General features: G+C 67.9%; 23 protein-coding genes, 1 tRNA gene and 2 pseudogenes. 20 read left to right on the top strand and 6 right to left on the bottom strand.

Annotation, left to right across the window (positions count from 1 at the left end):
* Positions 1 to 42 precede the first annotated feature (42 nt).
* The 7 genes from CXY81_RS16325 to CXY81_RS04355 all read left to right on the top strand — a co-directional run bounded on the left by CXY81_RS16325 (position 43) and on the right by CXY81_RS04355 (position 4,254).
* A complete protein-coding gene (locus tag CXY81_RS16325) occupies positions 43 to 213 on the top strand; it encodes a hypothetical protein (RefSeq protein ID WP_158251998.1) in 171 nt (56 codons plus the stop codon).
* A gap of 59 nt (positions 214 to 272) precedes the next feature.
* Complete coding sequence (locus CXY81_RS04375; protein WP_104194095.1) at positions 273 to 1,121, top strand: aldo/keto reductase; 849 nt, start codon at positions 273 to 275, stop codon at positions 1,119 to 1,121.
* Between the two features lie 35 nt (positions 1,122 to 1,156).
* Positions 1,157 to 1,729 (top strand): GNAT family N-acetyltransferase, encoded by a 573-nt coding sequence (locus CXY81_RS04370; RefSeq protein WP_104169761.1) that lies wholly within the window; start codon positions 1,157 to 1,159, stop codon positions 1,727 to 1,729.
* Positions 1,730 to 1,805: 76 nt separating this feature from the next.
* The gene (locus CXY81_RS04365; protein ID WP_104194111.1) at positions 1,806 to 3,137 is read left to right on the top strand and encodes a M20/M25/M40 family metallo-hydrolase; all 1,332 of its coding nucleotides are present in this window, start codon (positions 1,806 to 1,808) and stop codon (positions 3,135 to 3,137) included.
* Between the two features lie 23 nt (positions 3,138 to 3,160).
* Positions 3,161 to 3,604 carry a DUF1294 domain-containing protein gene (locus CXY81_RS04360; protein WP_104194094.1) on the top strand — a complete coding sequence of 148 codons (444 nt, stop codon included), beginning with the start codon at positions 3,161 to 3,163 and terminating at the stop codon, positions 3,602 to 3,604.
* 138 nt (positions 3,605 to 3,742) lie between these two features.
* A complete protein-coding gene (locus CXY81_RS16320; protein WP_158251997.1) occupies positions 3,743 to 3,901 on the top strand; it encodes a hypothetical protein in 159 nt (52 codons plus the stop codon).
* Positions 3,898 to 4,254 carry a GntR family transcriptional regulator gene (locus CXY81_RS04355; RefSeq protein ID WP_369828339.1) on the top strand — a complete coding sequence of 119 codons (357 nt, stop codon included), beginning with the start codon at positions 3,898 to 3,900 and terminating at the stop codon, positions 4,252 to 4,254. The genes CXY81_RS16320 and CXY81_RS04355 overlap by 4 nt, the downstream gene beginning before the upstream one ends.
* Positions 4,255 to 4,314: 60 nt before the next feature.
* On the opposite strand, the gene CXY81_RS04350 is transcribed toward CXY81_RS04355, so the two are convergent.
* Complete coding sequence (locus CXY81_RS04350; protein WP_174843669.1) at positions 4,315 to 4,668, bottom strand: AAA family ATPase; 354 nt, start codon at positions 4,666 to 4,668, stop codon at positions 4,315 to 4,317.
* 145 nt (positions 4,669 to 4,813) lie between these two features.
* Between CXY81_RS04350 and CXY81_RS04345 the strand changes: the two are divergent.
* A pseudogene (locus tag CXY81_RS04345) lies at positions 4,814 to 4,981 on the top strand (alpha/beta hydrolase); the annotation flags it as partial.
* Between the two features lie 94 nt (positions 4,982 to 5,075).
* Here the strand turns inward: CXY81_RS04345 and CXY81_RS04340 are convergent.
* Positions 5,076 to 5,984 carry a hypothetical protein gene (locus tag CXY81_RS04340; protein WP_104194093.1) on the bottom strand — a complete coding sequence of 303 codons (909 nt, stop codon included), beginning with the start codon at positions 5,982 to 5,984 and terminating at the stop codon, positions 5,076 to 5,078.
* 251 nt (positions 5,985 to 6,235) lie between these two features.
* Between CXY81_RS04340 and CXY81_RS16315 the strand changes: the two genes are divergently transcribed.
* Positions 6,236 to 6,394: a hypothetical protein gene (locus CXY81_RS16315; protein WP_158251996.1), complete on the top strand. Its 159-nt coding sequence runs from the start codon at positions 6,236 to 6,238 to the stop codon at positions 6,392 to 6,394.
* Positions 6,395 to 6,483: 89 nt separating this feature from the next.
* Here the strand turns inward: CXY81_RS16315 and CXY81_RS04330 are convergent, their stop codons facing one another.
* Positions 6,484 to 6,717 (bottom strand): GYD domain-containing protein, encoded by a 234-nt coding sequence (locus tag CXY81_RS04330; RefSeq protein WP_104194091.1) that lies wholly within the window; start codon positions 6,715 to 6,717, stop codon positions 6,484 to 6,486.
* Between the two features lie 319 nt (positions 6,718 to 7,036).
* Between CXY81_RS04330 and CXY81_RS04325 the strand changes: the two genes are divergently transcribed.
* The gene (locus tag CXY81_RS04325; RefSeq protein ID WP_158251995.1) at positions 7,037 to 8,491 is read left to right on the top strand and encodes a DUF222 domain-containing protein; all 1,455 of its coding nucleotides are present in this window, start codon (positions 7,037 to 7,039) and stop codon (positions 8,489 to 8,491) included.
* Between the two features lie 868 nt (positions 8,492 to 9,359).
* On the opposite strand, the gene CXY81_RS04320 is transcribed toward CXY81_RS04325, so the two are convergent.
* Together CXY81_RS04320 and CXY81_RS16010 are read right to left on the bottom strand one after the other, a co-directional pair.
* A tRNA-Arg gene (locus CXY81_RS04320) sits at positions 9,360 to 9,431 on the bottom strand.
* Positions 9,432 to 9,599: 168 nt separating this feature from the next.
* The gene (locus tag CXY81_RS16010; RefSeq protein ID WP_146067613.1) at positions 9,600 to 10,253 is read right to left on the bottom strand and encodes an iron ABC transporter ATP-binding protein; all 654 of its coding nucleotides are present in this window, start codon (positions 10,251 to 10,253) and stop codon (positions 9,600 to 9,602) included.
* Positions 10,254 to 10,306: 53 nt separating this feature from the next.
* On the opposite strand from CXY81_RS16010, the gene argS reads away from it, so the two are divergent.
* From argS to thrB, 7 genes are all read left to right on the top strand, one after another.
* Positions 10,307 to 11,983 carry an arginine--tRNA ligase gene (gene argS, locus CXY81_RS04310; protein WP_104169769.1) on the top strand — a complete coding sequence of 559 codons (1,677 nt, stop codon included), beginning with the start codon at positions 10,307 to 10,309 and terminating at the stop codon, positions 11,981 to 11,983.
* A 2-nt stretch (positions 11,984 to 11,985) separates the two neighbouring features.
* A complete protein-coding gene (locus CXY81_RS04305; protein ID WP_104169770.1) occupies positions 11,986 to 12,765 on the top strand; it encodes a DUF2993 domain-containing protein in 780 nt (259 codons plus the stop codon).
* A gap of 131 nt (positions 12,766 to 12,896) precedes the next feature.
* Complete coding sequence (locus CXY81_RS04300; RefSeq protein WP_104169771.1) at positions 12,897 to 13,184, top strand: hypothetical protein; 288 nt, start codon at positions 12,897 to 12,899, stop codon at positions 13,182 to 13,184.
* A 207-nt stretch (positions 13,185 to 13,391) separates the two neighbouring features.
* The gene (gene lysA / locus CXY81_RS04295; protein ID WP_104194089.1) at positions 13,392 to 14,852 is read left to right on the top strand and encodes a diaminopimelate decarboxylase; all 1,461 of its coding nucleotides are present in this window, start codon (positions 13,392 to 13,394) and stop codon (positions 14,850 to 14,852) included.
* The gene (locus CXY81_RS04290) at positions 14,849 to 16,186 is read left to right on the top strand and encodes a homoserine dehydrogenase (protein ID WP_104194088.1); all 1,338 of its coding nucleotides are present in this window, start codon (positions 14,849 to 14,851) and stop codon (positions 16,184 to 16,186) included. Before lysA ends, CXY81_RS04290 begins: the two co-directional genes overlap by 4 nt.
* Positions 16,186 to 17,307 (top strand): threonine synthase, encoded by a 1,122-nt coding sequence (gene thrC / locus CXY81_RS04285; protein ID WP_104194087.1) that lies wholly within the window; start codon positions 16,186 to 16,188, stop codon positions 17,305 to 17,307. Before CXY81_RS04290 ends, thrC begins: the two co-directional genes overlap by 1 nt.
* A complete protein-coding gene (thrB, locus tag CXY81_RS04280; RefSeq protein ID WP_104194086.1) occupies positions 17,304 to 18,257 on the top strand; it encodes a homoserine kinase in 954 nt (317 codons plus the stop codon). The genes thrC and thrB overlap by 4 nt, the downstream gene beginning before the upstream one ends.
* Positions 18,258 to 18,465: 208 nt before the next feature.
* Here thrB and CXY81_RS04275 read toward each other — a convergent pair.
* A pseudogene (locus CXY81_RS04275) lies at positions 18,466 to 18,900 on the bottom strand (transposase); the annotation flags it as partial.
* 321 nt (positions 18,901 to 19,221) lie between these two features.
* Here CXY81_RS04275 and rho point away from each other — a divergent pair.
* The 3 genes from rho (at position 19,222) to pdxH (ending at position 23,598) form a co-directional block, all read left to right on the top strand.
* Positions 19,222 to 21,771: a transcription termination factor Rho gene (gene rho, locus CXY81_RS04270; RefSeq protein WP_369828338.1), complete on the top strand. Its 2,550-nt coding sequence runs from the start codon at positions 19,222 to 19,224 to the stop codon at positions 21,769 to 21,771.
* A complete protein-coding gene (prfA, locus tag CXY81_RS04265) occupies positions 21,771 to 22,850 on the top strand; it encodes a peptide chain release factor 1 (protein WP_104194084.1) in 1,080 nt (359 codons plus the stop codon). The genes rho and prfA overlap by 1 nt, the downstream gene beginning before the upstream one ends.
* A gap of 106 nt (positions 22,851 to 22,956) precedes the next feature.
* Positions 22,957 to 23,598 carry a pyridoxamine 5'-phosphate oxidase gene (gene pdxH, locus CXY81_RS04260; RefSeq protein WP_174843646.1) on the top strand — a complete coding sequence of 214 codons (642 nt, stop codon included), beginning with the start codon at positions 22,957 to 22,959 and terminating at the stop codon, positions 23,596 to 23,598.
* The last annotated feature ends 13 nt before the right edge of the window (positions 23,599 to 23,611 follow it).

The following is a 23,611-nucleotide window of genomic DNA, read 5'->3' as shown; positions in this document are numbered from 1 at the left end:
GGCGACACAGGCCCGTCCACCGCCCAGGCAGGAGTATCACTGTTGCCCACTGTCACGGCGGCCGGCTGGCTGGGCATCTGCCGCGGGCTGCAGATCATCGACGACACCCCCGTTGGTCAGGTCGAGGTCGTCGAGCACCTCGCCGGCGCCCGCCGGGTCTCGAGCCTGTCGATCGGCCCTGAACGGGAATTCGCTTCACCGTGCGCCGTTTAGTTCAGGGTGGGGCGCGCAGTCTTCTCCGTGCGCCTCGTCGACAGAAGGAGCTCTACGACATGACCGCAGCACCGACGACATCCATTCCCCGCATCACCCTCAACAACGGAGAGACGATCCCGCAGCTCGGGTTCGGCGTGTACCAAATTGAGCCGGCCGACACCAGGCGGTCGACGCTCGCCGCCCTCGAGGTGGGCTACCGCCACATCGACACCGCCGAGATGTACGGCAACGAGCAGGGCGTCGGCGAGGCCGTGCGCGAATCCGGCCTGGATCGGACTGACGTCTTCGTCACGAGCAAGCTCAACAACGGCTTCCACTCCCGAACTGATGCCCTGGCCGCCTTCGAGCAGACGCTCGAGACCCTCGGCTTCGACTACCTCGACCTCTTCCTGATTCACTGGCCGCTGCCGGCCGTCGGCGACTTCGTCGAGACCTGGAAGGCGTTGGAGGAGATGCACGCCTCCGGGCGGGTGAAGACCATCGGCGTCTCCAACTTCCAGCCGCAGCACCTGCGGCGCCTCCTCGACGAGACCGGCACAGTGCCGGCCGTCAACCAGATCGAGGTGCACCCGTACCTGACCCAGGACAGCGTGCGCGCGTTCAACACGCAGCACGGCATCGTGACCGAAGCGTGGTCGCCCATCGCACAGGGCAGGGTGCTCGGCGACCCCGTGATCACGGCCATCGCCGGCCGCCTGGGCCGCTCTGCCGCTCAGGTCACCCTGCGCTGGCACCTGCAGCGTGGCGACATCGTGTTCCCGAAGTCCGTCACCCGCAGCCGGGTCGAGGAGAACTTCGCGCTCTTCGACTTCGAATTGACTGCCGACGACCTGGCTGCGATCACAGCGTTGAACCGCGACGAGCGCACCGGCCCCGACCCGGACGAGTTCAACTGGATTCCCTGACCACCCGCAGGGGTCCGGGTCACTAGTCTGGACGGATGCCGCTCGAGACCCGCACCGCCCGCCTCCTGCTGCGCCGTTGGCGTGAGTCAGACCTGGCGCCGTTCGCCGCGATGGGGGAGGACCCGGAGGTGATGCGGTACTTCCCGTCTCGGCTGACCCGGACCCAGAGCGACGCGCTCGCCGGCCGGGCCGACCGGCTCTTCGAGACGCACGGCTACGGGCTCTGGGCGCTCGAGAAACAGTCGACGGGTGACTTCATCGGCTTCACCGGGCTCGCTCCCGTGCCCGCGTTCATCCCCGGACCCGGCGGGCTCGAGGTCGGCTGGCGGCTGGCCCGCTCCTTCTGGGGCCAGGGCTACGCCACCGAAGCCGCCCGGGCGGCCCTCGATGTCGCTTTTGGGCGGCTCGAGCTCGAACAGGTGCAGGCGATCACGGCCGTCATCAACGAACCGTCGCGGGCCGTGATGGAACGACTCGGGATGACCGCGACCGCCGAGTTCCAGCATCCGAAGATTCCCGTCGGCTCACCGCTCCGGGTGCACATCCGCTACGCGGTTTCCCGGGCGGCCGCCGCCCAGGCGTGCGCCGCGGCCGATCTCACCCGGTAGAGTTCAGGCACTTTACAAAAGGACTGGCCGCCACCATGGAATCGACTGTCGCGCACCATATCCGTCCAGCATGCGCATGAGCGACCATGAAGCCCTGACCCGCCAGACGGTGGACCTGCTGCGCGACCTCATCCGCAACGCCTGCGTCAACGACGGCACTCCCGATTCGGGCGGCGAGATTCGCAGCGTGCGTACGCTCGAGGGGTTCTTCTCCGGGTCGGGACTCGACCTCGAGGTGGTCGAACCGCATCCGGGCCGCGCCTCCCTGATCGCTCGCATCCGGGGCACCGATCCCACGGCGCCCACGCTCGCCCTGGTCGGCCACCTCGACGTGGTGCCGGTCGACGACGGCGGCTGGAGCCGCGACCCCTTCGGCGCCGAGATCATCGACGGCGAGATCTGGGGACGCGGCGCCCTCGACATGCTCTACCTGACCGCCAGTTACGCGGTCGTCACCCGGGCCATTGCGACCGGACCGTTCCGGCCGCGCGGCGACCTCATCTTCGCCGCGGTTGCCGACGAGGAAGACGGCAGCCACTTCGGCGTGGAATGGCTCACCGAGCACCGGCTCGATCTGATCGACGCGGACGCCGTGCTCACCGAGTCCGGCGGGGCCATGGTCGGGCCGCGGCCGCTGATCTCGACGGCCGTCGGCGAAAAAGGTATCGCCGGTCGGCGCCTTTCCGTGCGCGGCACCCCCGGCCATGGGTCGGCCCCGTGGGGCGCGCGCAACGCCGCGGTGATCGCGGCGGATGCCGTGGGGCTCCTGGCCCGCTACCGCGCTCCGGTGCAGATCACCGCCGACTGGCGCCGATATGTGCAGGCCCTCGAACTGGAACCCGACCTTGCCGCCCGACTGCTCGACCCGCACCGCATCGACGGCGCCCTGAACGAGCTCGGCAGCCTGGCCGGGTTCGCGCACGCATCCACCCACACCACCATCTCGCCCAACATCGTGCGGGCCGGGGTGAAGGACAACGTCATCCCCGCGCTCGCCACGATCACCCTCGATATCCGGGTGCTGCCCGACCTGTCAGCCGCCGACGTCGACGCCTACCTGCGGGAGGCGCTCGGCGACCTGGCCGACGAGGTCACGATCGAGGGCGACGAATTCGCCGCGGCCACCCGGTCCGCGGTCGACACGCCGCTGTTCCACTCGCTCGGCAAGGCCGTGCGCCGGGCCTACCCCGACGCCGACCTGCTCCCGGTGCTCAGCGTCGGCGGCTCCGATGCGCGGTTCTACCGCCGCCGCGGCGTCCCTGCCTACGGTTTCGCGCTGCTCGGCCGGCACTGGGACTACGGCACCTTCCGGCAGCTGTTCCACGGCAACGACGAGCGCATCGACATCGGCTCGATCGCGTTGACGGTCGCGGCCCTCGACACCGTCGTTCGCGACTTCCTCGACTGAGCTGCTGCCGCGAGGAGACACAGATGAGACAGACCAGGCCCAGGCGGCAGTCCCCACGCACGAGGCAGACCGGCACGCGGCGACGGATGCCCGCCCGCACCGGTTCGGGAGCCGTCGCCTACCTCGCCATCGTCGCCTTCACGTCGATCTACCTCGTCGTCGACGCCTACCGACCGGTCTCGATCTGGGTGGCCGCGTTCTACCTGGCCGTCAGCCTCGCCTGCTTCGTCGCCTACGCCGTGGACAAGTCCGCAGCGGTCGCCGCGCGCTGGCGGGTGCCGGAGAACACCCTGCTGCTGCTCGGATTCGCCGGCGGCTGGCCGGGCGCGATCGTGGCGCAGCAGGTGCTGCGGCACAAAACCAAGAAGGCCGGTTTTCGGCAGGCGTTCTGGGGCACGGTGGCCCTGAATGTGCTGGCTTTCGTCGTGATCTTCTCGCCGCTGCTGCCGGACATGCTGGCCCGCTGAACTGAGCCGAGCCGGGGCGAACTCGACCGGACGGGGTGAATTCGGCGGTCAACCGTGTATCCGACGTCGGGATCCCTGTTGTGTGCTTATGATTGTATTGATAGGCTGACACAAAACGAAGAACATAACGGGGTTTCGATGCTCGGTGACGTGTGGTCCGACATGATCTTCGATTCGCTTCGCTCGGCCGCGATCCTGGATCTGGTCGCCGCCGCATCCGTTCTCACCTCGTCACGGCGGCACTTTCGGCGAACCCTCCACGCGGATGCCGGTTCGCGCCCGGTCGGCCCGCAGTGATTCTCCGCATCGACCCGCGTTCGGCGACGCCGCCGTTCGACCAGCTGCGCGTGCAGGTCATTGCGCACATCCGGAGCGGGGACATGGTCGCGGGAACACGCCTGCCCACGGTGCGCAGGCTCGCCGCTGACCTGGTGCTCGCGCCGAACACCGTGGCGCGTGCCTACAAGGAACTCGAGGCTGGGGGGTTCATCGAGACCCGCGGCAGGGCCGGTTCCTTCGTCAAGGCCGCACCGGACTCGGTCGAACAGCAGGCGCTCGGCGCGGCAAAGAACTATGTCGAACGGCTGCGGGAGCTGGGGGTCAGCCCGGCCGACACGGTGGCGTACGTCACCACGTTCCTGCAGAACTGAGGCCCGACCGATGGTGAGAGCGGGTGCCGGTCGCGGCCGGTGGCCATCGGTTGCCCCGGGTCAGAACAGGTGCCGCAGGTAGCGCTCCGGGGCCTCCAGGAAGGAGCGCCAGTCGCGCACCAGGTCAAGGTCTTCCCAGGCGCACGGGCGGTAACCCCAGGGCCCGACCTCGTAGATGGCGGCGCCCGGGAGCGACGCCAGGATCGGGGAGTGCGTCGAGAGGATGACCTGGGATCCGCCCGCGTCCAGGATGTCCTGCAGGTGGCGGATCAGGGCGAGAGAACCGGTGAAGGAGAGGGCCGACTCCGGCTCGTCGAGGATCCACAAGCCCGGGTAGCGGGACCGTGCCGCGACGAGGTGGAGGAAGGATTCGCCGTGCGAGCGCTCGTGGAACACGGGCTCGCTGACAGGCATCCGTCGTCACGTAATCGCGGAGATTTTCGGGAAACGCCGGTTCGGGGGCCTGAGCGGCGTGTCGCGAAAATCTCCGAGGTTAGTGCTGCGGGCGCACCGGATGTCCCCCGGCAGCCCATGCCTCCGCACCGCTCCTGCGAGATCGTCCGCGCTGCTCACCGAGTGGATCGCCGCCGGGTATCCGTTTGTGGCGGAGCTGGCCCGCCTGCACGACGTCGAGTACGTGGACCTGCCCACCGGGCACTGGCTCCAGTTCACCGGGCCGGCCGAGCTCGGCACCGCGATTCTGGCGGGCGTAGAGCGCACCGCCTGATCGCGCGGAGCGGGCGGCCAAGACGGAAAGTCCAGCTCATCAAACCGAAGGTCCATGCATCCGAGAAATCGCGCTCCCGACCGGGCCGGTGCCGTCAGCCGCCAATCCAGGCGTCCACGCTGATGTCGAACCCGGCAGCGCTGCAGGCCGCGCTGACACGGGCCAGAGCCTGCCCCCACTCTGTCGACAGCGGATCGATTTGCTCGCTGGCCGACGACGGCAGCAGGCCCTTCAGGGCCTCCACCTGGTCCGCCACCGCGGAGCCGGGCACGGTGTCCACGCGGGCGCTCAGCCGCGCAACGAGCCGTGCGGTTCCCTCGAACTCCTGCTGGGTTGAGGGCTCTGCGAGCAGCGAACCGTACGCATTGTGCATCAGCGTCACAACGTCACTCACTTGGCCGCAGGTGTCCTCCGCGTTCACGGGATCCGCAGAAGGCGATGCGGTGACGAGCGAGGCATTCGTTAGAGTGCCGACGACGAAACCGACACCCAGTGCGACAAGGATGCCGAGAACCAGGAGAGCGTTGCGGTCGCGTCCCCTGGCGGGCAGCGCAGTCTCGTCGAGTACCTCCTCGAAAAACGGTTGAAGCGAACCCTCGGACGTCCCCTCGTGCATCGTCCGGGGACCAGTCTTCCTCGGTGCCGTCGACTCACCGGGGGAGCGGGGCGGCTGGGTGTTGACCGCGAATTCGGCCGCACGGATCGCGGCGGCGATCGCGGCACGGTCGGCGGCCACCGTGGCCTGCAGCTCCCGCAGTGCGGCGGTGGCCTTCGGATCGCCGACGGAGTCGCCGTTCGCCGAGAAGACGCGCTTCTGGAGGTCGCGCAGCTGGTTTGCCGGGGACGGTGAGCCATCCGGTGCCGCCTCGGCGGGGTGAGTCGCCCACCACAGGGCGTTGAGCACGTTCTTCTCTCCCGAGTAAGCGACCCGAACCGCCGCGAGGTAGGCCGGATCGCGCTGGGCCAGCGAGTACGCGTCTTTGGAGCCGTGGTCACGCACCACTGAGAGCCCCCGATCGTCGATTCGGTCAGCATGGCACAGGGCCCGGTCGTTCCCGCACTGTTTCCCTTTCCGCTTCGCGTGCCGATTCCCTTTCCGCGTCGCGTCCCGATTCCCTTTCCGCGTCGCCGCCAGTCGGCGTCGCGCCGGAGCTGCGCCGCTGCGCGCCTTGCGTGCCACGCGCGCAACGGCGCACGATGCGCGCGAGACGGTTGCCGCGGCACCGGCCCGCACGGACGCCGCAGACTGGAGTAATGGAAGAGTTCGCCCTCGACGGTGACGGCCCGGTGTGTCCGGCGTGCGGGGCCGAAATGACCCCCGACGGTGTGGACACCGCTCAGGGGCTCGAGTCCTGTCACCGATGTCCGCGCTGCAGACTGGTCGTCGTCGTTCCGGGCAACTGGGCGGAGTAGGTGTCAGCCGATGGCCATCCGGCTCGGGGCGTCACCGCATCCGAGTGCCCATGGATGCTGCGCTAGAGCGGGAGAACGCCGCTGCAGACCTACTGGCCGGGAGCCCGATACGCCGGCGTTTTCTTGGCGGCGTCGGACGGCTCCGGAACCTCGATGACCCCCAGAACGTCGGTCTCCCCGAAGGTGTAGTAGAAACTCTCGACCGACCCACCCACCGATTTGAGGGCTGCGACCAGCGCCTCCCGACGGCCGGTGCCGCCTTCGCGCATGAGGCCCCTGATACCTTCGCCCACGTAGTTCGCTTCAAACAGATACGTGCTCATGGTCAGTCCCGTCCTGTGATGTGCAGGACGCGGACATCCGGAGCAATGCCCGAGACCTGTGTGCGGCAACCCGCCGAGGCACGGCAACGACGCTCGGTCCCCGAAGTGGGGCTGCGACACATGGTAGGCCCGGCTTTTCCCGGGGACAACGGGGCGGCCGCCCAGCCTCAGAGAGCTCCCGACCCGGTGGTCGAGCTGGGCGAGACCCGAAGCGATACCTCCAAGATCGATGAACAGGACTTCGAATCTCAACCTCCAAAAATCCTCAACCATCCGACAAACTCTCGACTATGTGTACGCAATGAGGTATCCTCGTAACATGACCAACCTCGCGGAAGACCTCAGGCAGGCGGCCGATGCCGTGGCCCTGCTGGGCTCGTCATGCGCTGACTTCTCGGCCCTTCCTGATGCCGAGGTGTTGGCCGGTCAGAAGCGAATCGCTTCGATCCGCCGTCTCGTCGATACCTATGCTGCCTGGATGGCGGCGACCATCGCCGAGCGTTCCCGACCGGAGCTCGGGCACTCGGGCCTGGCGGCGCAGCAGGGGTACCTCTCGCCGGAGGCCCTGATCCAGAACTCGACCGGCTCGTCCAAGGGCGACGCGTACAAGCTGGTCGCAGTCGGCACGATGTTGGCGGATGCGGAGGCGGCCGACAGGCTCGTCGAGGCGGCGCTCTCCTCGCCCGACAGGGATGCCGCCGAGGTCGCCGAATTCGAGGCGAAGGTGCCGTGGCAGGCGCCGATCGCCCGGGCCGTCACCGCCGGAACCCTCTCCGTCGACGCGGCCGAGTCGATCCGCGCGGGGCTGGGCCAGATCGACGCCTCGGTCACCGCCGAGAAGCTCGCGGTGGCGCTGGAGGCGCTCCTGGCGGAGGCGTCGTCACTGAATACCGATCAGGTGTTCAAACGGGCGAGACGGATGCGCGACCAGCTTGACGAGGCCGGCATCGCCGCCCGGGAGAAGCAGGCCTACGACGACCGCTACCTGCGGGTCTACCGGCTGGGCAACGGCAACGTACGACTCAGCGGGCTGTTTGCCCCCGAAGACGGTGAGTTCATGCTCTCCACGTTCGACTCGATCACGGGCCCGCGCCGCGGCGGGGTGCGATTCGTGGACGCGGAGCGGGCGGCCTGGGCCAAGAAGATGCAAGACGACCCCCGCACGACCGAACAGATCGCCGCTGACTCCCTGGTGCAGCTGCTGAAGATCGCCGGCGAGGCCGACCCGGGCCGGGTCTTCGGCGGGCGCCGACCCTCGGTGCGCGTGATCGTGACCGAGAAGGCGCTCAAGCCGGAAGCAGACGCGCAGGAAGCAGACGCGCGGCAGCCGGCCGCACCGGCCGGCCACGGGCAGATCGAGGGCAACCCGGTCCCGATCTCGCAGGAAACCATCGACCGGCTGCTCTGCGACACCGGCACCCGCGGCATCAAATTCGACGACAACGGCCAGATCATCAACGTCGGCCGCGACGAACGACTCTTCACGGAGAAACAGCGCGCCGCGATGGCCGTGCGTGACGGCGGATGTCTCTGGGTCGACTGTGAGAAACCGCCAGCGTGGGCAGAAGCGCACCACATCAACGAGTGGCTCAAAAACAACGGGTATACGGACCTCGCTGACGGGGTACTCCTCTGTCATCCCCACCATTTGCTGCTGCACAACCAGCACTGGACGATCAGCCGCACCGGAACGCAGTACTGGCTTGGGCCACCGGTCGAGGTAGATCCAGAGCAGACGCTGGTGGCACTGCCGAGCAAGCGGGCAGCGCTGTAGCTCTTGGTCTCGACGGGCTCGACCCGCGTCGCGGGAATCTCCGGACGGGCCGTCACCGGGTTTCGAGGGAGGGGCGGGGCAGTTGCTCCCAAACCGGCACAGGCGATCGACCGCGACGCGGGATGAGCATGGGTTCCGCGACTTCTGAGGGAGCGGTCCGTGGTTCCCGAGCGAGCGTTCCGGGACTCCCGTGTCTTCTCGTCACAGGCTGAGCAGCAACTCTCTCCCGAACGAATTCGACGGAGATTCTGCCCGAAACTGCCCCAGGAAACCCAAAAATGTGGTTTCAGACCAGAATCTCCGTCGAACCGGTCCACCACCGGGCCCGGAGCTTCAGAGGCGGTAGCGGTATTCTCCGCGTTGCACGCGATTCCGGAGGGGCCGGGGCACAGCAACCTCGCTGCCTCCGGATTCGAACGGGGGGAAGGTCTTGGTGGCAGCCCTTCCCCGGCCATCGTCTGTAAGTACCGCGGTCTCGAGTCGTTGCGGTGGGGCTCCGACGACGTGCTCCCAGACCCGACCGACCGCCGCGGGCGCCGACGTCCACGTGATCCCGTCGCGCTCCTCAGCTGATCTGCGTACCCATCGGATGGCGGCGGTCCCGCCCCGGTGTGGCTCAATGGTCATCGCTGACCTGTCGGTAGCGCGGGTGACCGGTGCGACCACGGCATAGCGACGCCGAGCCTCGTCGGCGAGGGCTTCATGCCGCACACCTACCGGGTCACGCATCCTGGCGTAGTCGAACGCCAGGGCCACGAGTCGGCGGCGAGAAACTGTGGGCCAGTGTGGGCAAACGGCGTAACAAAGCCTTCAGATCTTGTCACCGATTAGCCCGCGACCCGAGTGTTCGCACGAACTCTGACTGTTGTGCCCCCAGGCAGATTCGAACTGCCGCCCCTGCCTCCGGAGGGCAGTGCTCTATCCCCTGAGCTATGGGGGCCAGGGAAAACACTAGGTTATCAGCATCCGGGCAGGCGATGTTCCGCATCGAGTTCGACGGATGCGGTCGAGCCCGCCCGGCACACCACCCGAACTCGACCGGAAAGGCCGAATTCGGCAGGTTCGGGCAGGTTCAGGTGGGTTCCGCCGCGCGGTCCGCCCGGGCGTGTTACTGCAGGTTCGCGATCGCCGCGGAAACGAGTGACTCGGCGTCGCCCGGCTCGACGAACTCGCTCGAGCCCACCGTGATCCAGTAGGTGGAGGTGAAGACCTGAGCCACACCAGTGCCGCCGGCAGCCGAAAAATAGCCCTCGACGGCGGGCGGCGTGCCATACGTGGGAACGATCTGGCTGGAGCTGATGGCATCGTTCTTCAGCTGCGACAGCAGCACGTCGTTGGGCTGGGTCACCGAGACCTCGATCGTTCCGTCGCTGGATTGATTGAGCAGTCCGCAATTCAGCCCCTGGTACTCTGCCGCCGTCTGACCCGCGGCGATGGTCGGCTCGAAACCGGGGGCGGTGCCGTAGCTCGGGTTGAAGGCGTAGACGTCGTCGAGGGTGAGCACCTGGTCGCAGGTAAATGTGACCGGGGTGCCTGCTGCCGTGGGGGTGGGCGTCGGCGTCGCGGTGGGCCCCGGTGTCTGCGTCGCGTCCGACGTCGACCCGGGAGTAGATGATGGCGACGCTGCCGACGGGCTGCTTTCCGGGGTGGAACCCGAACCGCAGGCAGCCAGCGCCACGACGGCGACCGTGCCGGTGGCAAGGAGAAGGGTGGTGCGCAGGAGCCGTCCGCGCGGGAGTCTGGGCGAGAGGGAGTGAGTCACGCTTGACCTTACCAAGAGGGTTGTCTGTGACCGGGCCGGTAAGCTTGCTTGTCGTGACTCCCGCTGAGCTTTCCCAATCCCTGCTCGACCTCATCCTCCAGTTGAGCGAGCGTCGACGCGAGGCCGGAATCGACGTGACCGACGTCAACCTGACCGGGGCGGATGTCACCCTCGAGCGTCCGAGAAACCGCGACCACGGTGATTGGGCCTCCAGCATCGCGATGAAGATCGCCAAGCCACTCGGCTCCAACCCGCGCGAGGTGGCCGCCGAACTGGCTGCCGGCCTGGAACAGCTTCCCGACGTGGCCTCGGTGGACGTCGCCGGACCCGGCTTCATCAACATCCGTCTCGAGGCCGCCGCCGCCGGCGCACTCGCCAAGACCATCGTCGATGCGGGCCCCGCTTACGGCACCGGGCACCTCTACGACGGCCTCAAGATCAACCTCGAATTCGTGTCCGCCAATCCCACCGGCCCCATCCACATGGGCGGCGTGCGCTGGGCGGCCGTGGGTGACAGCCTGGCCCGGGTGCTGCAGGCGGAGGGCGCCGACGTCACCCGCGAGTACTACTTCAACGACCACGGCTCGCAGATCGACCGCTTCGCCCGCAGCGTGCTCGCCGGCTACCTGGGCGAGCCCACCCCCGAAGACGGTTACGGCGGCGCCTACATCGGAGACATCGCCGACCAGGTCGTGGCCAGCCACGAAGGCGACATCGCGGTGCTGGCCCGCGATGAGCAGCAGGAAGTCTTCCGCAGCGTCGGCGTCGATTTGATGTTCACCGAGATCAAGGAGAAGCTGCACGGCTTCGGCGTGGACTTCGACGTGTACTTCCACGAAGACTCCCTGCACGAGTCCGGCGCCGTCAACCGGGCCATCGAACGGCTGCGCGAACAGGGCCACATCTTCGAAGAAGACGGGGCCATTTGGCTGCGCACGACCACGTTCGGCGATGACCGCGACCGCGTCATCATCCGTTCCAACGGCGAACCGGCCTACATCTCCGGCGACCTCGGCTACTACCTCGACAAGCGTGAGCGCGGTTTCGACCAGAACTTGATCATGCTCGGCGCCGACCACCATGGCTATGTCGGACGCATGATGGCCATGGTCGAGGCGTTCGGCGACGTGCCCGGCGTGAACCTGCAGATCCTGATCGGACAGATGGTCAACCTGCTGCGCAACGGCGAACCGGTGCGCATGAGCAAACGGAACGGAACGATCGTCACCCTCGACGACCTCGTCGACGCCGTCGGCGTGGACGCCGGCCGCTACTCCCTGGTGCGGTCCAGCAGCGACACCCAGCTCGACATCGACCTCGACCTGCTCGGCAAGCGCACCAACGAGAACCCGGTCTTCTACGTGCAGTATGCGCATGCCCGTACCTGCTCAGTCGCCCGCAACGCGGCCACCGCGGGGGTGGAACGCACCGCATTCGCCCCAGAGCTGCTCACCCACGACAGCGAATCGGCCCTGCTCGGCGTGTTGCAGGAATACCCGCGCGTCGTCGCGCAGGCCGCCGAACTGCGCGAGCCCCACCGTATCGCCCGCTACATCGAAGAGGTTGCCGGCTACTACCACCGCTGGTACGACAGCTGCCGGGTGATCCCGCTCGGCGACGAACCGATCACCGACCTGCACCGCACCCGGCTCTGGCTCAACGACGCCACCGGCCAGGTCATCCGCAACGGCCTCGGCCTGCTCGGCGTCTCCGCACCGGAACGCATGTAGGCATGGACGCGTCCGCCAGGAAATCCCGTCGTCGCGGGCTCGGGGCGTTCATCGTCGCGGGTCTGGTCGTGGTCGGGCTCGTCGCTGCTTTCTTCTTCGTCGACGGGGGACTGCGCAGCTACGCCGAGGGCCAGATCGAGCAGGAGATCGCCTCGAACCTGCCCGACACCGTGACCGGGGACGTGGCCGTCTCCATCGGAGGCCTGTCGGTCATCGCGCAGTACCTCGGCGGCAGCTTCGACCGGGTGGCCCTGGAATCAGGCACCCTGACCGTGGACGGCGTGCCGGCATCCGTGCACGTCGTGGCGACGGATGTCCCGCTCGACCAATCCCAGCCCGTCGGCGACGTGCGCGGCATCATCGACCTCGAACCCGACTCCCTCAACACCCTGCTGAGCCAGGCTCTGCCGAGCAATGTCCCCGACGCCGGCGTCGAACTCGGGAAGGACGAGATCAGCTACAGCGGCAGCCTGGAGGTGCTCGGCTTCCCGATCGGCTACCGCGCCTCGGCGACGCCGAGCGTGGGCGCCGACGCACTGCTGCTCACGCCGAGCGGTGCCAGCGTCACCTCAGGCGGCGGCAGCATCGACGCCGGCAACCTGCTGTCTCGTGTTCTGGGTGAGGAACCGCTCCGCATCTGCGTGGCCCAGTACCTCCCCGAGGGGGTCACCCTCGCCGGAGTGAACGTGACCGCGGATCGAGCGCGACTCACGCTGCAGTCGAGCTCGTTGACGCTGAGCCGTCAGTCGCTGACAACCCTCGGCGGCTGCGGAGCGGGCTGAGCCGTGAGCGGCACGCCGCGCCGCTCGCGGACCGTTCGAACCGTGACCAAACCGGGGCCTGACACGGTGACCGCGGGGTCGTAGGCTGGAAGGAACCGCCGGTCGCGCATTCGCTTGTTCGAGGAGGCTCCATGACTGTCCTGCGCATTCAGCACCCAGTGCCCGACTATGACCGCTGGAAACGCGCCTTCGACCTGGACCCGGCCGACCGCCGCGGATCGGGGGTGATCCGCTACACGATCCTCCGCTCGGTGACTGTTCCGAACTTCGTCATGGTCGACCTGGAATTGGGCTCCGTCCGGGAGGCGGAGAAGATGCTCCTCAAGATGCGGCGCATCTGGACTAGCAGCGGCTCGTCGGTCATGAGCGACCCGGAGGCGTGGATCGTCGACGTGGCCGAAACCGCCGCGCTGGTCTGATCGCGGCCCGCCCCGCTGCCCAGCCCGCGCAGCCCGCCACGCAGCGGGACGTAACGCGATTCGGTGCGCACCGGCGGCGTTCGCTACACTCGGGACAGGTCCCCGGTCGCAGCCGACGGCATCCGTTCACTGGCTTCAGGGACCAATCCGGGTTCGCTCGCCACTCAGTGAGACACCCACTCGACATTTCCCGTGAGGTTTTCACCCGTGGCCACCAACCCGCTCGCCCCCGACTGGCTTTGCCTGCCCGACGACGCCAATGCGCTCGCCGATGGCCTCTGGCCGGCCACCATCGACCGCACCCCGCAGGGGGAACTCCTCATCGGCGGCTGCACCGCCTCCGCCCTGGCCGCCGAATTCGGCACTCCTCTTTATCTGGTCGACGAAACGGATGCCCGCGCCCGCGCGGCCTCGCTCCGCGCCGCCTTCGAGGCCGAGTTCGCCCGCATCGGCACGAGCGTGCACATCTACTACGCCGGCAAGGCGTTCCTGTCCACCGAGATCGCCCGTTGGATGCTGGCCGAAGGTCTCAACATCGACGTCTGCAGCGGCGGCGAACTCGCCGTGGCGCTGGCGGCCGGCAGCCCGCCGAACCGGCTCGGCTATCACGGCAACAACAAATCCCTGGCCGAGATCGACGAGGCCTGCCGCGTCGGCGTCGGCACCATCGTGATCGACAGCCTGGTCGAAATCGGGCGCGTCGCCGCGGCCGCCGCCCGGCACGGCATCGTGCAGGCCGTTCGGCTGCGCGTGAACAGCGGCGTGCACGCGCACACCCACGCATTCCTCGCCACGGCGCACGAAGACCAGAAGTTCGGCGTGACGCTCGATGACGCCGCGGCGCTGGTGGGCCTCATCCGGGCCGAGCCGAGCCTGGGCTTCCGCGGCCTGCACTGCCACATCGGCTCGCAGATCTTCGGCGCCGACGGCTTCGCCGAATCCGCGTCGCGCCTCCTCGCCGTGCACGCCGCCCTGCTCGCAGGCGGCCCCGTCCCCGAGCTGAACCTCGGCGGCGGCTTCGGCATCGCCTACACCCTGGCCGACACCCCCACCCCGATCGGCGAGCTCGCGGCCATCCTGGCCGACATCGTCGCCGCGCAGTGCAGCGCCCTCGGCATCCCGGTGCCCGTGGTCGCCTTCGAGCCGGGACGTTACATCATCGGCCCGGCCGGAATCACCCTCTACGAGGTCGGAACCACCAAGTCCGTCGACGTGGCCGGCAACCCGCGCCTCTATGTCAGTGTCGACGGAGGCATGAGCGACAACGCCCGCCCCGCCCTCTACGGCGCCGACTACACCGTGCGGCTCGCCGGCCGCGTGTCGGCGGCCGACCCGGTGCTGGTGCGCCTCGCCGGCAAGCACTGCGAGAGCGGCGACATCGTCGTCGACGCTGACTATCTCCCCGGCGACGTGGCCCCGGGCGACCTGGTGGCCGTCGCGGCCACCGGCGCCTACTGCTGGTCGCTGTCGAACAACTACAACTTCCTCGGCCGGCCGGCCGTGGTCGCGGTGGCCGACGGCATCCCGCGGATGCTGGTGCGCGGCGAGACTATCGCCGACCTGCTCGCCCGCGACACCGGGGTCTCGGGCTCGACCGGCTCGACCACCGGCTCGACCACCGGCTCGACCACCGGCTCGACCGATCTACCGAAGGAACCCGCCCGATGATCGAATACCGCAATCTGCGCGTCGCACTGCTGGGAGGCGGCTCCGTCGGCGCCCAGGTCGCCCGGCTGCTGCTCGAAAACAGTGAAGAACTCGCCAACCGGGTGGGTGCCAGCCTCGAGCTCGTCGGCATCCTGGTGCGCGACGTCGACGCCGAGCGCACCGTCGACCTGCCCCGCGAGCTGTTCACCACCGACGCCGAGACCCTGATCCTCGGCGCCGACGTCGTCATCGAGTTGATGGGCGGCATCGAGCCCGCACGCTCATACATTCTGATGGCGATCAAATCGGGGGCGGATGTCGTCACCGCCAACAAGGCGTTGCTGGCCACCCACGGGCCCGAACTCTTCGCCGCCGCCGACCAGGTCGGCGCACAGCTCAAGTACGAGGCGGCCGTGGCCGGTGCGATCCCGATCGTTCGGCCGCTCGGCGAGAGTCTCGGCGGCGACCAGGTCAACCGCATCCTCGGCATCGTGAACGGCACCACCAACTTCATCCTCGACCGGATGGACACTGAGGGGGACACCCTCGAGGCGGCTCTCGCCCTGGCCACCGACCTCGGCTACGCCGAGGCCGACCCGACCGCCGACATCGGCGGGTACGACGCGGCGCAGAAGGCGGCCATTCTGGCCAGCCTCGCCTTCCACACGACCGTGCCGCTCGCATCCGTCTACCGCGAGGGCATCACCGCCATCACGCCCGCGCAGATCGACTCAGCCCGTAAGGCCGGCTACGTCGTGAAGCTGCTCGCCATCTGCGAACGCCTCGTCGACGCCGAAAGCGGCCAGCAGGGCGTCTCCGCCCGGGTCTACCCGGCCATGGTTCACCGCAGCCACCCGCTCGCCTCCGTGCACGGCGCCAACAACGCGGTCTTTGTCGAAGCGGAGTCGGCCGGCAGCTTGATGTTCTACGGCGCCGGCGCCGGGGGAGTGGAGACGGCGTCCGCCGTGCTCGGCGACCTGGTGTCACTGGCCCGCCGCCACATCGCCGGTGGCCCCGGCGTTCCCGCGTCCCAGCACGCCGACCTGCCGGTCTTCGACATCGGCCAGATCGTCACGCGCTACGCCGTCACCCTGGAAGTCACCGACGAACCCGGCGTTCTCGCCACGCTCGCCAGCGTGTTCAGCGACCACGGCGTGTCCCTGGCACTGGTCGAGCAGTCGATGACGCCGGCCCAGCCGGGCACCGCGAGTCGCTCCGCCGTCTCCGCCACGGCTACCCTAGTTATCGGAACGCACGAGGCTACGGAGGCCGCCCTGGCGGCCACCGTGACAGACCTCGCCGCGAACAGATTCGTCACCAATGTCGCATCCGTTTTGAGAGTTGAAGGAGCCTGATGTCCAGCGAACGAGAGACTCTGCCGAAACCAGTCGTGAAGACGGCTTCCCGGCAGTGGCGCGGCGTGCTGCGCGAGTACGCGGACCGCCTCAACATCACGGATGCGACGCCCATCATCACTCTCGGCGAGGGGGGCACCCCGCTGATTCCGGCTCCGGCGCTCTCCGTTCGCACGGGCGCGAAGGTCTGGATCAAGTACGAGGGCATGAACCCGACCGGTTCCTTCAAGGACCGCGGCATGACCATGGCCATCTCCAAGGCCGTCGAAGACGGTGCCAAGGCCGTCATCTGCGCGTCCACCGGCAACACCTCCGCGTCGGCCGCCGCCTACGCGACCCACGCCGGAATCCAGGCCGTCGTGCTGGTGCCCGAGGGCAAGATCGCCATGGGCAAGCTCAGCCAGGCCATCGCACACAACGCGCAGCTGCTGCAGGTGCAGGGCAATTTCGACGACTGCCTCGACATCGCCCGCGACCTCTCCGCGAATTACCCCGTGCACCTGGTCAATTCGGTCAACCCCGACCGGATCGAAGGCCAGAAAACGGCCGCCTTCGAGGTCGTCGAGGTGCTGGAAGACGCGCCGGACATCCACATCGTCCCCGTCGGCAATGCTGGCAACTACACCGCCTACACACGCGGGTACACCGAAGAGCTCGAGCGCGGCGCCACTACGAAGCTGCCGCGCATGTTCGGGTTCCAGGCTGCTGGCAGCGCCCCGATCGTGCTCGGCCACCGCGTCGACCACCCGGAGACCATCGCCAGCGCCATCCGCATCGGCAACCCGGCATCCTGGGACCTCGCCCTCGCCGCGCGTACCCTGACCGACGGCTACTTCGGCGCGATCAGCGACGATAAGATCCTCGAGGCCTACCGCATCCTGTCGGCCGAGGTCGGCATCTTCGTCGAGCCGGCCTCTGCGATCAGCGTCGCCGGCCTGCTCGAACGCGCCGAAGCCGGGCTCATCCCGGCCGGCTCCACCGTGGTACTCACGGTCACCGGCCACGGTCTGAAGGACCCGCAGTGGGCGCTCCGCACCGCGGACGGCTCCGACGTCAAGCCGACCATCGTGCCTGTCGACACCGCCGAAATCGCCAGCGTCCTCGGGCTGGTCCAGAAATGACCATCGCCGAGGCCCTCTCCGGCAAGTCGGTGCTCTCGGGCCGTTCCGTCACCGTGCAGGTGCCGGCGACCACGGCCAACCTCGGCCCCGGTTTCGACACCCTGGGTCTGGCCCTGGCACACCACGACCACCTCCAGGTCTCCGTTCGCGATGAGCCGGGCGTCACGGTCGAGGTGCACGGCGTCGGAGAAGGCGTGGTGCCCACCGATGAGACCAACCTCGTCGTGCGCGCCCTCATCCACGCCTTCGCCGCCTACGGCCAGGAACTGCCCGGACTGAACCTCGTTGCCCACAACGAGATCCCGCACGGCCGCGGCATGGGCTCGTCCGGCGCCGCCATCGTCGCCGGGATCATGGCCGCGAAGGGCCTGCTCGAGGGCATCGTCGACATCGACGCGGAGGCGCTCCTGGCCCTCGCGACTGAGATGGAGGGGCACCCCGACAACGTGGCGCCCGCCCTGTTCGGTGGTCTCACGATCGCGTGGATGACACCCGACGGACCGCGCCACAAGAAGCTGATGGTGCACCGCGGCGTCAAGCCGCTCGTGTTCGTTCCGGAGCACGCCATGTCCACGGCGCTCGCCCGCAGCCTGCAGCCCGAGAGCGTGCCGCACGAAGACGCCGTCTTCAACCTGTCGCGCTCGGCCCTGCTGATCGCGGCCCTGATCCAGAGCCCCGAACTGCTCCTCGCGGCCACCGAGGATAAACTGCACCAGAGCTACCGTGCCGCCGCCATGCCGGAGACCAACCGGCTGATCACCCTGCTCCGGGAGCACGGCTTCGCCGCCGTCGTCTCCGGCGCCGGCCCATCGATCCTGGTGCTGGCCAGTGACCCAGGGCAGCGACTCGTCGCGGCCGAGCTCGTCGCCGCCGAGTCCGAAACGCCCTGGCAGGCGCTGATGCTGGCCGTCGACGTGCTGGGTGCAACCGTCACCCGCACCGAGCGTTAGAGAAGCGAGTCCGAATCGATCGGTTGTGTCGCTCCCGGTCGGTCAGTCGACTGCACCGCCCGGGCAGTGTTCCTCGAAGGCGCAGCGCCCGATCCGGTGGTGAACCAATTCGACGGAGATTCTCGTTCACAACTGCCTTTTCGGAGTTTTCAGGGCCGATTCGGGCAGAATCTCGGCTCTCCTGTCGTAACCGTGGGTTAATCCCGGCCGGGAGTGCGGGTTTGTGGCCGCCGAGGCTGAGCATGGCGAGGGCGATGAGGGCGTCGGGTGATTTGAAGCCGAAGGCGATTCGGGTGAGCAGTCGGATCTTGGTGTTCATGGACTCGATGCGGCCGTTGGAGAGGCCGTGCTCGATCGATGCAAGGATCGCGGCCCGGTGCTTGACGATGGAGCGTTGGAGTTTCACGAACGACGGGATCCGGCAGCGGCGCGCCCAGCTAATCCACTTATCCAAAGCCTCGGCGGCTTCGTCGCGGGGCAGCTTGAAGACCAGCCGGAGGCCTTCCTTGAGGTAGTAGGCCCGGCCCAGGGCCGGGTTGGTGTGAACGACCCAGGCGAGCTTGATCTGTTGTTTCTCGGTGAGCCAACATCTCCGTCGAATTCGTTCGGGACGCGGGCCGGAGCACCGAGCCGGTTGGACCCGGCAGCGGTGACTCATCGCTGACGGCTGTGAGGACTCACTCATGTCAAGGAGTATCTGAAAGCCAAGGACACGCCGTATCCGGTCGGTCCTCGGCGTTCTTACGTTCTGCTACAGTAAAAGTGCACCCGATGGAACCGCGTAACGCCCGGCTCTCTTCTCCGGTGCATTCCCTGTAACTCACTGCTATCGCATCATCTATGCGTAGCTGTGTGTGTTCACTTCAATCCACATCACTTTGGGATTGGACCACCCGCAGCGCGTGAGACGCTGCAACAGCTTCCCTGGCCAGCACGCATGACGCCAGGGGAAAGGACATTTTTCGTGACTGACGTCAACCTCCTCACCCCCGGTGCGGATTCCTCGCACCTCACCACCCTTCGCGTCGCCGAGCTTCTGGCTCTGGCGCTCGAGCTGGGTATCCCGGGTGCATCAAAGCTTCGCAAGGGAGAGCTCGTAGGAGCAATCACCGCCGAGCAGGCCAAGAGCGCATCCTCGGGTGTCTCCGCCGACACCACGGCCGCCGACACCACGGCCGCCGTTCCCGTCGAAGAGGCGATTCCCGCGGCCGACGCCTCGACCGACGCGGCCTCGACCACCGACGTTGCTGCCAACGTCACCGTTGCCGCGCCGCGCAAGCGCGTGTCCCGCCGCGCCTCCACCGCGACCACGGCTCCCGCCGTGGCGCACGTCAACGCTGACGGCGACCTGGGCATCGGCATGATCGTTCCGGATGACGCCGCGACCCTCCGCCGCACCACTGCCCCCACCACCTATGCCGGCGCCTTGCCGGAGTCACCCGTGACCGAGACCGTAGCCCCGGCCACGAAGCCGGTCCGCCAGGCTCGCAAACGTGCCACGTCGGTCACCGTGAAGGCAGCGGCCGAAGCCGCCGCCGCCCCCATCGTGGACACCGAGGCCCCCACCGTTGAGACTGAAACAATCACCGAGGCTGCTGCCCCGCTTGAGGCGGTCGCCGAGACCGCAGTCGTGGCCGAGGAGATCCCCGAGATCACCGAGGCGGCACCCGAGACCACCGGTTCCGGCCGGTCGCGTCGCGGTAGCTCACGCGGTGGCCGCAACGGCGGCGCCCGCAACAGCATCGACGCGCGCAACAACGCCGACGAATTCGCCACGGAGACAGGAACCCAGTCCGGCACCGATACCGGCACCGAGACCGGAACCGAGCAGCACGCCCCGGTCGAGACCGTCGTCACCGATCAGGCCGAATCGACCGAGCGCGGCGACCACGCCGATCAGGGCGAACTGTCCGAGCAGACGGAACAGCCCCGACAGGGCCGCAACCGCAACCGCAGCCGCGGGGGCGACCGCACGCAGGGCGCCGAGCGTAGCGCCGAGCGCGGTGAGGAGACCGCCCGTCAGCAACGCCAGACCGGCAACCGCGGCCAGGGCCAGAGCCAGGACCATCAGAATCAGGACCGCAACCAGGGTCAGGACCGCAACCAGGGTCAGGACCGCCATGCCCAGCAGAGCCAGGATCGCGCCCAGGACCGCCAGGACCGCCAGGAGCGTCAGGGTCAGGACCGCCAGGACCGCAACCAGGGCCAAGAGCGTCAGGGTCAGGAGCGCAACGCCGGTCCCGACCGCGCCGGACTCGAAGACGACCTGAACGGCCGTAGCAACCGCAACCGTTTCCGTGACCGCAAGCGTCGCGGCGTCACCACCGGCGACGACTTCGAGCCGGAGCTGAACGACGACGACGTGCTGATCCCCGTCGCCGGCATCCTCGACATCCTCGACAACTACGCGTTTGTGCGCACCTCCGGCTACCTGCCGGGTGCGAGCGACGTCTACGTCTCGCTCGGCCAGGTCAAGAAGTACAACCTGCGCAAGGGCGACGCCGTCGTCGGCTCCATCCGCCAGCCGCACGAAGGCGATCAGAGCGGACGCCAGAAGTACAACGCGATCGTCAAGGTCGACTCCATAAATGGCCTGACCGTCGAAGAGGCCGCGAACCGCGTCGAGTTCCAGAAGCTCACCCCGCTGTACCCGACGGAGCGGCTGCGCCTCGAAACCGAGCCGGGCAAGCTGACGCAGCGGATCATCGACCTGGTCGCCCCGATCGGCAAAGGACAGCGCGGCCTGATTGTCGCACCGCCCAAGGCCGGCAAGACCATCGTCATGCAGCAGATCGCAAACGCCATTGCCACGAACAACCCCGAGGTCCACCTCATGGTCGTCCTGGTCGATGAGCGTCCGGAAGAGGTCACCGACATGCAGCGCACGGTGAAGGGTGAGGTCATTGCCTCCACCTTCGACCGTCCCGCCGAAGACCACACCACGGTCGCCGAGCTCGCTATCGAGCGCGCCAAGCGTCTCGTCGAACTGGGCCACGACGTCGTCGTGCTGCTCGACTCGATCACCCGCCTGGGCCGCGCCTACAATCTGACGGCCCCGCCGTCGGGCCGGATCCTCTCCGGCGGCGTCGACGCGTCCGCGCTGTACCCGCCGAAGCGTTTCTTCGGCGCGGCGCGCAACATTGAGAACGGTGGCTCGCTCACCATCCTCGCCTCCGCCCTGGTGGAGACCGGATCCAAGATGGACGAGGTTATCTTCGAGGAGTTCAAGGGCACGGGCAACATGGAGCTCCGCCTGTCGCGCCACTTGGCCGACAAGCGCATCTTCCCCGCGGTGGATGTCAACGCATCCGGCACCCGGCGTGAAGAAATGCTGATGAGCGCGGACGAAGTCAAGATCACTTGGAAACTGCGACGCGCCCTCGCCGGGCTAGAACAGCAGCAGGCACTGGAGGTCATCCTCGGTCGTCTGAAGGAGACCACGTCCAACGTCGAGTTCCTGATGCAGGTTCAGAAGTCGATGCCCACCCTCGGTGGGTCAGACAAGGATCACTGATGTTCGAGTCTGTCCTGACTCTGCTGGCTGAGCACGATGAGCTCCAGTCTCAGCTGGCGGATCCCGAGCTGCACGCGAACCCAGCCCGATCGAAGAAGGTCAACCGTCGTTATGCCGAGCTCAGCCGCATCATCGCGGCCTGGCACGAGTGGAAAGAGATCGGCGAGAACCTCGATGCCGCGCGGGAACTCGCGGACGAGGACGCCGACTTCGCCGCGGAGATCCCCGGTCTGGTCGAGCAGCTGGAAAACGCGGCCGAAAAGCTGCGGCGCCTGCTGATTCCGCGCGACCCGCTCGACGCCCGCGACGTGATCATGGAGATCAAGATGGGGGAGGGCGGTGCGGAATCCGCACTATTCGCCGCCGACCTGCTCCGCATGTACCTGCACTATGCGGAGTCGAAGCGCTGGAAAACCGAGATCATCGAGCAGACCACGAGCGACCTCGGCGGCATCAAAGACATCCAGCTCGCCATCAAGGGCAACGCGAGCGACCCTGCCGAGGGCGTCTGGGCGCACCTCAAGTACGAGGGGGGCGTGCACCGCGTTCAGCGAGTGCCGGCCACCGAGTCGCAGGGACGCATCCACACTTCCGCCGCCGGAGTGCTCGTCTTCCCTGAGGTCGACGAGCCCGAAGAGGTCGAGATCAGTGCGAACGACCTCAAGATTGACGTGTACCGGTCGAGCGGCCCCGGCGGCCAGTCCGTGAACACGACCGACTCCGCCGTGCGCATCACCCACCTTCCGACCGGCATCGTCGTGGCCATGCAGAACGAGAAGAGCCAGCTGCAGAACAAGGAAGCCGGCATGCGCGTTCTGCGTGCCCGCGTTCTTGCCCGGCAGCAGGAAGAAATCGACGCCGCCGCCTCCCTCGTGCGCAAGGGCCAGATCCGCACCATGGACCGGTCCGAGCGCATCCGCACGTACAACTTCCCGGAGAACCGGATTGCGGACCACCGCACCGGCTACAAGGCCTACAACCTGGACACGGTCATGAACGGCGCCCTCGACGCCGTGATCGACTCCTGCATCACGGCCGACGAAGCCACCCGGCTGGCCGAGATCGGTGATCACGACTGACCAACCCCGCACGCAGCGGTTGCCCAGCCGCCGGTCTCTCGTAGTCTGGAGAGAACGGCGGCGGGGCTTTTCGCATCCACCGTTCGACAACGAGGCGAGGATGCTGATGGAATCCCTGACGAGTCACACCGACTACGGCGCTGTGGGCCTGACCGAGGCGCAGGTGAACTCTGACCCGATGCTCGAGTTCGCGACCTGGTTGGCGGCCGCTGAGGGGGCCGGGCTGTATGAGCCGAACGCCATGGTCGTCGGCAGCATCGACCCCGACGGGCGGCCGAGCAGCCGCACGGTTCTGCTCAAGGGGCTCGACGGAAGCGGGTTCGAGTTCGTCACCAACTACGACTCGCGCAAGGGGCGCGCGCTTCGGAAGAATTCCGGTGTGACGCTGCTATTCCCCTGGTACCCGATGCAGCGCCAGGTGATCGTCTACGGCACTGCCCACGCCACGGATGCCGCCGTCAGCGACGCCTATTTCGCGCGTCGTCCGCGGCCCGCCCGCATCGCCGCCCTGGCCAGTGAGCAATCGGAACCGATCGTGAGCCGCGAACTGCTCGAAGAGCAGGTGCGCGCGGTCGAGCGGCGTTACCCCGACGACATGGAGATCCCGCGGCCCACCGACTGGGGCGGGTTCCGGGTCATTCCGCACGCGATCGAGTTCTGGCAGGGCCGCACGTCCCGGCTGCACGACCGCTTGCGTTTCACGGCACTGGAGGGCGGCGGCTGGGCGCTGGAGCGCCTCCAGCCGTAGCGCCACTAGGCAG

Source organism: Cryobacterium sp. M25 (genome assembly GCF_002929635.1).
GTDB lineage: Bacteria > Actinomycetota > Actinomycetes > Actinomycetales > Microbacteriaceae > Cryobacterium > Cryobacterium sandaracinum.
The sequence above is the reverse complement of the archived record's forward strand: the minus strand, read 5'-3'. Positions and strand labels throughout refer to the sequence as shown.

Excerpts from the sequence above, each read along its gene's own strand:
- CXY81_RS04290 (WP_104194088.1), top strand. The coding sequence starts at position 14,849 with ATGATCGAATACCGCAATCTGCGCGTCGCACTGCTGGGAGGCGGCTCC.
- CXY81_RS04350 (WP_174843669.1), bottom strand. The coding sequence starts at position 4,668 with ATGCCTGTCAGCGAGCCCGTGTTCCACGAGCGCTCGCACGGCGAATCC.
- CXY81_RS16315 (WP_158251996.1), top strand. The coding sequence starts at position 6,236 with ATGGAAGAGTTCGCCCTCGACGGTGACGGCCCGGTGTGTCCGGCGTGC.
- pdxH (WP_174843646.1), top strand. The coding sequence starts at position 22,957 with ATGGAATCCCTGACGAGTCACACCGACTACGGCGCTGTGGGCCTGACC.
- CXY81_RS04305 (WP_104169770.1), top strand. The coding sequence starts at position 11,986 with ATGGACGCGTCCGCCAGGAAATCCCGTCGTCGCGGGCTCGGGGCGTTC.
- CXY81_RS04300 (WP_104169771.1), top strand. The coding sequence starts at position 12,897 with ATGACTGTCCTGCGCATTCAGCACCCAGTGCCCGACTATGACCGCTGG.
- CXY81_RS04370 (WP_104169761.1), top strand. The coding sequence starts at position 1,157 with ATGCCGCTCGAGACCCGCACCGCCCGCCTCCTGCTGCGCCGTTGGCGT.
- CXY81_RS04365 (WP_104194111.1), top strand. The coding sequence starts at position 1,806 with ATGAGCGACCATGAAGCCCTGACCCGCCAGACGGTGGACCTGCTGCGC.
- CXY81_RS04325 (WP_158251995.1), top strand. The coding sequence starts at position 7,037 with ATGACCAACCTCGCGGAAGACCTCAGGCAGGCGGCCGATGCCGTGGCC.
- CXY81_RS04360 (WP_104194094.1), top strand. The coding sequence starts at position 3,161 with ATGAGACAGACCAGGCCCAGGCGGCAGTCCCCACGCACGAGGCAGACC.
- thrC (WP_104194087.1), top strand. The coding sequence starts at position 16,186 with ATGTCCAGCGAACGAGAGACTCTGCCGAAACCAGTCGTGAAGACGGCT.
- prfA (WP_104194084.1), top strand. The coding sequence starts at position 21,771 with ATGTTCGAGTCTGTCCTGACTCTGCTGGCTGAGCACGATGAGCTCCAG.
- CXY81_RS16320 (WP_158251997.1), top strand. The coding sequence starts at position 3,743 with ATGCTCGGTGACGTGTGGTCCGACATGATCTTCGATTCGCTTCGCTCG.
- thrB (WP_104194086.1), top strand. The coding sequence starts at position 17,304 with ATGACCATCGCCGAGGCCCTCTCCGGCAAGTCGGTGCTCTCGGGCCGT.
- CXY81_RS04330 (WP_104194091.1), bottom strand. The coding sequence starts at position 6,717 with ATGAGCACGTATCTGTTTGAAGCGAACTACGTGGGCGAAGGTATCAGG.
- CXY81_RS04375 (WP_104194095.1), top strand. The coding sequence starts at position 273 with ATGACCGCAGCACCGACGACATCCATTCCCCGCATCACCCTCAACAAC.